At 73.8% G+C, this 6,611-nt stretch carries 10 protein-coding genes; 4 read left to right on the forward strand and 6 right to left on the reverse strand.

Annotation, left to right across the window (positions count from 1 at the left end; genetic code table 11):
- Nucleotides 1-68: 68 nt before the first annotated feature.
- Nucleotides 69-917: an SDR family NAD(P)-dependent oxidoreductase gene (locus IIE03_RS13280; RefSeq protein WP_192863239.1), complete on the reverse strand. Its 849-nt coding sequence runs from the start codon at nucleotides 915-917 to the stop codon at nucleotides 69-71.
- 122 nt (nucleotides 918-1,039) lie between these two features.
- Between IIE03_RS13280 and IIE03_RS13285 the strand changes: the two genes are divergently transcribed.
- The gene (locus IIE03_RS13285; protein WP_192863240.1) at nucleotides 1,040-1,981 is read left to right on the forward strand and encodes a LysR family transcriptional regulator; all 942 of its coding nucleotides are present in this window, start codon (nucleotides 1,040-1,042) and stop codon (nucleotides 1,979-1,981) included.
- An 18-nt stretch (nucleotides 1,982-1,999) separates the two neighbouring features.
- On the opposite strand, the gene IIE03_RS13290 is transcribed toward IIE03_RS13285, so the two are convergent.
- From IIE03_RS13290 to IIE03_RS13310, 5 genes are all read right to left on the reverse strand, one after another.
- A complete protein-coding gene (locus tag IIE03_RS13290) occupies nucleotides 2,000-2,683 on the reverse strand; it encodes a hypothetical protein (protein ID WP_192863241.1) in 684 nt (227 codons plus the stop codon).
- On the reverse strand, nucleotides 2,680-3,273 hold the full coding sequence (locus IIE03_RS13295; RefSeq protein WP_192863242.1) for an RNA polymerase sigma factor: 594 nt from the start codon (nucleotides 3,271-3,273) through the stop codon (nucleotides 2,680-2,682). The genes IIE03_RS13290 and IIE03_RS13295 overlap by 4 nt, the downstream gene beginning before the upstream one ends.
- The gene (locus tag IIE03_RS13300; protein ID WP_192863243.1) at nucleotides 3,270-4,376 is read right to left on the reverse strand and encodes an amidoligase family protein; all 1,107 of its coding nucleotides are present in this window, start codon (nucleotides 4,374-4,376) and stop codon (nucleotides 3,270-3,272) included. Before IIE03_RS13300 ends, IIE03_RS13295 begins: the two co-directional genes overlap by 4 nt.
- 4 nt (nucleotides 4,377-4,380) lie before the next feature.
- Complete coding sequence (locus IIE03_RS13305; RefSeq protein WP_192863244.1) at nucleotides 4,381-4,923, reverse strand: hypothetical protein; 543 nt, start codon at nucleotides 4,921-4,923, stop codon at nucleotides 4,381-4,383.
- 207 nt (nucleotides 4,924-5,130) lie between these two features.
- A complete protein-coding gene (locus IIE03_RS13310; RefSeq protein ID WP_192863245.1) occupies nucleotides 5,131-5,412 on the reverse strand; it encodes a hypothetical protein in 282 nt (93 codons plus the stop codon).
- 17 nt (nucleotides 5,413-5,429) lie between these two features.
- On the opposite strand from IIE03_RS13310, the gene IIE03_RS13315 reads away from it, so the two are divergent.
- The 3 genes from IIE03_RS13315 to IIE03_RS13325 form a co-directional block, all read left to right on the forward strand.
- Nucleotides 5,430-5,720, forward strand: coding sequence for a hypothetical protein (locus IIE03_RS13315; protein WP_192863246.1), 291 nt, complete (start codon nucleotides 5,430-5,432; stop codon nucleotides 5,718-5,720).
- Between the two features lie 20 nt (nucleotides 5,721-5,740).
- Nucleotides 5,741-6,424 carry a Flp pilus assembly protein CpaB gene (cpaB, locus tag IIE03_RS13320; protein ID WP_192863247.1) on the forward strand — a complete coding sequence of 228 codons (684 nt, stop codon included), beginning with the start codon at nucleotides 5,741-5,743 and terminating at the stop codon, nucleotides 6,422-6,424.
- A 2-nt stretch (nucleotides 6,425-6,426) separates the two neighbouring features.
- On the forward strand, nucleotides 6,427-6,611 hold a 185-nt coding region (locus IIE03_RS13325), incomplete at its 3' end, for a hypothetical protein (RefSeq protein WP_225997711.1).

The raw sequence follows: 6,611 nt of genomic DNA on the forward strand, positions 1-6,611 counted from the left end.
AGGAAGCCGCGGGGACCCGCCGATACGGATGAGAATCCTCTCACCGTCGGCCGGTCGCCGTGGCCCGGTCACCGTCGCCCGTCGGCGGCGACCTCCCGGCGGCCGAACGCCGCCAGTCCGACCGCCGCCCACTCGCGCCAGGTGGACAGCCGGCCGGCGTAGATCTCCTCGATCTCCCCGAGGGTGTGCCCGACGACGATCCGCAGGGGCGGGTTCTCGGCGTCGGCCACCGCGAGGATCGCCTCCTTGGTGGCCTCCGGCTCCCCGAGGACCCACTCGTGGGCCGTGGCGGCGCGGACGTCGTCGTAGGCGGGCAGCGGGTCGCTCACGCGCAGGCTCCTGCTGCCGGCGAACTCCGTGGCGTAGGGGCCGGGCTCCAGCATCGTCACGTGGATCCCGAACGACGCCACCTCCTGCGCGAGCGACTCGGACAACCCCTCGACGGCCCACTTGGACGCGTGATAGGCGCCGATCCCCGGGTAGGCGCGCACGCCGCCCTCGCTCGTGACCTGCACGACGTGCCCGGACCCCTGGGCCCGCAGCACGGGCAGCACCGCCTGGGTGACCCACAGCGTCCCGAAGAAGTTCGTCTCCAGCTCGGCGCGCACCTCGGCCTCGGTGAGCTCCTCCACCATGCCGAACTGGCCGTACCCGGCATTGTTCACCACGACGTCGAGACGCCCGAACCGCTCGACGGCGCGGCTCACCGCCTCGGACACCGCCGCGCGGTCGGTGACGTCGAGACGGAGCGGCAGGACCGCCTCGCCGAACCGGTCGGCGAGCGGGGCCAGCGCGGCCACGTCGCGCGCGGTGGCGGCGACGCGGTCGCCGCGGTCGAGCGCGGCCTCGGCCCAGAGGCGGCCGAAGCCCCGGGACGCGCCGGTGATGAACCAGGCCTTGGGCTGGGTGGTGGTCATCGTGGATTCCTCACGGTTGCGTGGTGTCCTTGCCCCTCCATCGTGCGGGCCCGCGAGGCATTCCACCAGCGACTCCTCAGCACAGAAGACATGCGCGCATCGCATGGCTCAGGATGGGGACCATGGCAGAGCTCACCGTCACCGCACTCCGCGTCGTGCACGCCGTCGCCGGCACCGGGTCCTTCACCGCGGCCGCCGAACTGCTCGGGTACACGCAGTCGGCCGTCTCCCGGCAGGTCGCCGCCGCGGAATCGGCGACCAGGGCGGCACTGTTCGTGCGCGGCGCTCGCGGGGTCGTCCCGACGCCCGCGGGCGAGGCCGTCGCGCGACGCGCGGGGACCGTGCTCGCGGAGATCGACGCCGTCGACCGCGACCTGGCGCGGCTGGCGGACCGGCTCGCGGGACGGGTCACGCTCGGCGCCTTCCCGACGGCGATGTGGGCGCTGGTCCCGCGAGCGGTCGCGGGTCTGCGCGGCGAGCATCCGGGCCTGCGGGTCGAGCTGCGGGAGGCGTCGACGCCGGCGCTGCTGCGCCAGCTGCGCGCCGGGAGGATCGACGTCGCCGTCCTCGCCGTCGGGCCGGACCTACCCGCCTACGACCTGGGCGACCTGACCACCACCCACCTGGTCACCGGCTCCGGCGTCCTGGCCGTGCCGCGGGGCCATCCGTTCGCCGGCCGTGCGTCCGTGCGGGTCGAGGAGCTGGCGACCGAGGACTGGGTCGCGGGCGAGGGGCTGCGTGGCGATCCCCAGTTCGGCGCCTGGCCCACCCTGCCCGAGCCGCGGATCGCCCACCGTGCCCGGGACTGGCACGCGCGGCTCGGCCTCGTCGCGGCCAGGCTCGGGATCACGACGATCCCCGAGCTCGCCGTGCCCGGCCTGCCGCCGGACGTCGTGGCGGTGGGCGTCGTCGACACGGCCTGGCAGGGGAGGACCGCCGTCGCCGCCACCCGCGCGGTGCCGAGCCCCGGCAAGAGGGCCGGTACGGGGGCCGTCACGGCGGCCCTGCGCCGGACCGCCCTCGACCTCACGCGGGCGCCCGTGTCGGGTGACGAGGCCCCGTGACCGCCGGTGCCGCGCAGGTCAGGGCACCGGGACGGTCTGGCCGTCCATGATCATCCGGCCGGCGCGCACCTTCGCGTCGCCGACGTCGACCTGCCACAGCTCCGCGAGCCGCTTCGCGTCCTCGAACGTGTACCCCGCATCGGAGAACGCGACGGCTGCTCTCACCTCGGGCTCGCCGGACGAGTTCGGCGCCACCGGAACGGTCTCGCCGTCGACGATCATCTGGCCGGCACGCGCCTTGGCGGACGTCGCGTCGGTGCGCCAGAGGTCGGCGAGCGCGGCGACGTCGTCCCCGGTGTACCCGGCGTCCCAGAACGCCTCGTACTGCTCGCGGGTGTAGCCCGGAGGCATCGCGGACCAGTCGACGCCGACCGCGTGCGCCGCCTCCTCGACCGCCTTCGCGAAGCCGGTGTACGGGTTGGCCGCCGCGGCGGCGCCTGCACCCAGCACGCCCGCGGCCGACGCGACGACGCCGGCGATCGTTGCGGTGCTCGCGCGCCGGACGAGGGACGGCCCTGACCCGTCCCTCGCCCCGGCCGCCGCGATCAGGTGCGCGGTGATCCGCTCGGTGGCGGCCGCCACGTCCTCCTCGGCAGGATCGCGCGACCGCAGGGCCGCGGCGATGCGCTCGGCGAGATCGTCGTGCCCGGGGCCACCGTCTGATCCGGGTACCGGGGCTCGAGCGGGACGGTGCTCGTTCATCGCGTCTCCTCGGTGGTGGGGTCGGTGCGCCGGAGCCTGCCCAGGGCGCGCGACGCATGGGAACGAACCGTGGCGGCCGAGGTGCCGAGCACCGCCGCGATCTCGGCGTCCTTCAGCCCTTCGTAGTAGCGCAGGACGAGCACCGTACGCTGGCGCGCCGGGAGGCGCTCCAGCCGGTGCCACATGGCGTCCTGCTCCGCGTGGTGCTCCGCGTGGTCCCGCGACGTGCCGCCGCGCTTCACCAGTTCGTCGTCGGGAGCGGGCCGGATCGTGCGCACGTGCCAGCGACGGCGCCACGACAGGTGCTCGTTGGTGACCATCCGCCGCAGGTACAGGTCCGGACGATCCGTGCGGGCGATCCGGTGCCACCGCTGATGGGCACGCAGCAGGACCTCCTGGACCAGGTCGGCGGCGGTGTGCTGATCGCCGACGAGCGCGTTCGCGTACCGGATCAGTCCGGGCAGGTGCTCGCGCACGACGTCGTGCAGCGCGGGAGCCGAGCCGGCGGCCTCGACGCCGGGCGCGGGTGTTCTCGCCCCCTGGTGCGTGGGAGCGCCGTGCGGCCCCGCCGTCGAGAGCCAGACCGTCATCGGCCGGCGCCCGTCGTCGCCAGGGCGAGCAGCGCCCCCGCGGGATCGGCCGGGGCGCGGCCGTCGGGACGGGGCAGCGGTTCGTCGTCGAGGCAGCGCCGTAGCAGGCGCTCGACGAGCGCGGCACGCCGGACGATGCTCGCGCCGTCGAGCGCGCCGGGCAGGATCCGCACCTCGACCGTGTCCCGGGCCGGTCGCTCGGAGACGAGCTGGGTGAGGTTCACGTCGGCGTACTTCGTCAGGCCGAAGCCGCGCGCGGCGTCCCTCAGCGCCGTCCACGACCGGTACTCCCGCTCCACGAGCCGGCACAGCTCGTCGGGCAGGGCCCCCAGGCGGCGGCACGCGGCGTTCGTGCCCAGCGCCTCCCACAGCGGTTCGCGCCAGTGCCCGAAGAGCCGGACCAGGTTGGCGAAGGCCGCCGGCCGGCGGAAGGGCGCGCCGTCGAGGTGCAGATGGACCGCGGCCTCGACGGGCACGGTGAACCCGAGGGCCCGGGCGGGGGCGAGCAACTCCTCGAGGACCCGGCCGTGATCCCGGGAGATCGGCGGGGTGATCAGCTCGCAGGGTCGTTCGCGGCCCCCGGGCAGCGGCATCGCGACGGCGACGGTGGCGCCGGTGGTGTCGTTCACCCGCGCCGCGCCGCGCACGAGCTCGACCCGGGTGCCGAAGAGCTCGGCGACGGGACCCAGGACGTCGGGCAGCGGGGCGTCGGGGTCGGCATGCCTCTCGATCAGGCGCAGCAGGCGCGCCTCGTCGCACAGCACCCGGTACCACCCGCGGTGGCCCGGCGGGCCCGAGACGCCGTTCAGGTCGGACGTGAGCGTGATGTCGTCCACGAGCCGCGCGACCGGTGAACCGGCGTCGTCGACGACGTCGAACGCGGGGGACAGATGCCGGAACACCCCGACGCCCGGCACCGCGGACGGCTCGCTGTCGGTGTGGAACGACCGGCGCACCCGCCCCGCGCGGCGGGCTGCAAGGGCGTCCGCGAGCTCCTGCCGGTCGGAGCCGACGGGCGCCAGCAGTTCGATCTCGAAGCCGGTGCGTAGCGTGAGGGTGTCGATGGTCGCCTCCTGGCGAGCGGTCAGCGGTGCCGGGCGCATCGGATCAGTCGGCCGTCGCGGCCCGGGACCCGCTCGGCTCCACGGGCAGGGTCTCCCCGTCGATCAGCATCTGGCCGGCGCGTGCCTTGGTCTCCACGTGCTCCGTGTCCCAGAGGTCGTTCAGGGCCTCGACGTCCTCGACGGTGTAGCCGGCCGCCCAGAACTCGTCGATCGCGGCCTGCTCGGCCGGCGACATCCCCGGCGAGGTGTGGGCGCCGGGCTCGAACGGGAGCTGCTCGCCGTCGAGGATCATCTGACCGGCGCGGGACTTCGCCTCCGTCTCGTCCAGCGACCAGATCGCCTGCAGTTCGAGCAGGTCCTCGGCACTGTAGCCGGAGTTCCAGTACGCCTCGTACTGCGCCTCGGTGTAGCCCTCGGGCATGAGGGACCAGTCGACGCCGGCGGCGTGGATCGCGCCGCCGACCGCCTGGCCGAAGGCGGAGCCGGGGGCGGCGAAGGCGAGGCCGGCGCTGGCGATGCAGACGCCGGTGGCGGCCGCGCCGATCGTGAGTAGACGGATGGGCTGGGAACGGCGGGTTCTGCTCATGAGTGCCTCCAGGTGGACGGAAGGTGCTTGCACTTGGAGGACGCGGCTCGGGTGCCGGATGTGGAGTGACGGCGGTCACATTGTCCGGAGCGGTAGGCGTGACCCCTCGGGCGACGCGTCGGCGTCGAAGCGCGCGGGCGCGGTCGATCGCGGGCAGCGTCGCGGTGGTCCAGGCGTAGAGGGCGTCGATGAGGTCCTGCAGGCTCGCTACCCCCGGATGTCGCCGCGGTCCGCGTCACCGATCCCGCCCGGCAGGTCCGGGCCGCCGTCGCCGCCACACGGCCCGGACCCGGCCCGGGCACGAGCGCCGTCACGGCGGCCCTGCGGCGGACCGCCACCGGCCTTGCGGGGCAGCCCGCGCCGCCCGACGACCCCGCGTGACGCGAGACCGGGACTCGTTCTCCCTGGATAGATCATCCCGGGACAGAACGTCCGTGGGATGCGGTGGGCCTGGTTGCCCGACGTCGTGCACGGCATCGTCGTCGGCATGGCGCGAGAGTGCGGCAGTGACTGCCGCGCGCGCCATGGGCCTGACGGCCTTCGGATGCGGGCCCGACGAGACCGTCCTGTTCTCGTGGATCGGGCCGCTGCTCGGCGTGCGTCCGGCCGTCACGGATGTGGCACCCGCTGAAGCGAATGCCGGAATGGCGGCCGGGTATCAGCATCAGTCACCGGAGGGAGTGATCTTGCACATCGTCGCCATCAGGCTGCCCGAGAGCGCACTCCCTTTCGTGCACCGTGCGGACCCCACCCTCTCCACCGTGCCCGCCCATGATCCACAGGAGATGATCCGTTGAACCCCCGCCAGCGACGAGGCATGTTTCTCGTCGCCATGACCGGTGTCCTCGCCGTTGCTGTCTTCGCCGTGGTCCTGTACTACGTGCGTTCGGTCGGCTCGCAGGTCGGCCCGATGACCACGGTCCTGCAGCTCAGCCACGCCGTCGATGCCCAGGAACCGGTCGAGCCAGAGATGCTCGAGGAGGTCCGGGTTCCCGAACGGTGGGCGCCGGCGTCGGCTCTGCAGAGCCCGGAGGACGCGGAAGGGCTGGTCGCGGCCGCCGCCTACGCGAAGGGCTCCGTGGTCCAGGCAGGCATGCTGGTCGAGCGCCCGATCGTGCGGCCCGGGTTCCGGGAAGTTGCTGTCGTCGTCGACGCCGAGGCCGGAGTAGCCGGAAAGCTCCGTCCCGGTAACCGGGTGGACGTCATCGCGACGATGAGGGGCGGTGACGGCGCGCGGAACCACTCACGGGTGTGGGTGTCGAACGTGCTCGTCGTCGAGGTAGGTATACCGCAGCAGGTCGCCGATCCGGACGACATCGCCCCCAGCCGGGGCCTCCCGGTGACGTTCGCGCTGAGCACCGAGGACGCACTCGCCCTCGCATATGTCGAGTCGTTCTCCGAGAAGATGCGTCTCGCCTTGCGCGGTGTGGGCGACAAGCAGACTCCCAAGGGTCCGCAGATCTACGACGGGACCCCGGCACAGCCCGGCAAGGTGGGCTGACCGTGGTCACCAAGGTCCTGCTCGTGACGGCGTCGCACGAGGTCTGGGATCACCTGGGACACGTGCTGTCCGAGTCGGACGGCTTCGAGCTGGCCGCGGCGGTGCCTGACACCCCCGGTGTCATGACGGCGCTGGACCGCCACCCCGATGTCGGTCTCATCGTCGTCGACGAGGCCGCCGACGACGG

Origin of the sequence: Myceligenerans pegani, from assembly GCF_014892515.1 — a bacterium.
GTDB lineage: Bacteria > Actinomycetota > Actinomycetes > Actinomycetales > Cellulomonadaceae > Myceligenerans > Myceligenerans pegani.

Excerpts from the sequence above, each read along its gene's own strand:
- IIE03_RS13280 (WP_192863239.1), bottom strand. The coding sequence starts at position 917 with ATGACCACCACCCAGCCCAAGGCCTGGTTCATCACCGGCGCGTCCCGG.
- IIE03_RS13285 (WP_192863240.1), top strand. The coding sequence starts at position 1,040 with ATGGCAGAGCTCACCGTCACCGCACTCCGCGTCGTGCACGCCGTCGCC.
- IIE03_RS13290 (WP_192863241.1), bottom strand. The coding sequence starts at position 2,683 with ATGAACGAGCACCGTCCCGCTCGAGCCCCGGTACCCGGATCAGACGGT.
- IIE03_RS13295 (WP_192863242.1), bottom strand. The coding sequence starts at position 3,273 with ATGACGGTCTGGCTCTCGACGGCGGGGCCGCACGGCGCTCCCACGCAC.
- IIE03_RS13300 (WP_192863243.1), bottom strand. The coding sequence starts at position 4,376 with ATGCGCCCGGCACCGCTGACCGCTCGCCAGGAGGCGACCATCGACACC.
- IIE03_RS13305 (WP_192863244.1), bottom strand. The coding sequence starts at position 4,923 with ATGAGCAGAACCCGCCGTTCCCAGCCCATCCGTCTACTCACGATCGGC.
- IIE03_RS13310 (WP_192863245.1), bottom strand. The coding sequence starts at position 5,412 with ATGCCGACGACGATGCCGTGCACGACGTCGGGCAACCAGGCCCACCGC.
- cpaB (WP_192863247.1), top strand. The coding sequence starts at position 5,741 with ATGTTTCTCGTCGCCATGACCGGTGTCCTCGCCGTTGCTGTCTTCGCC.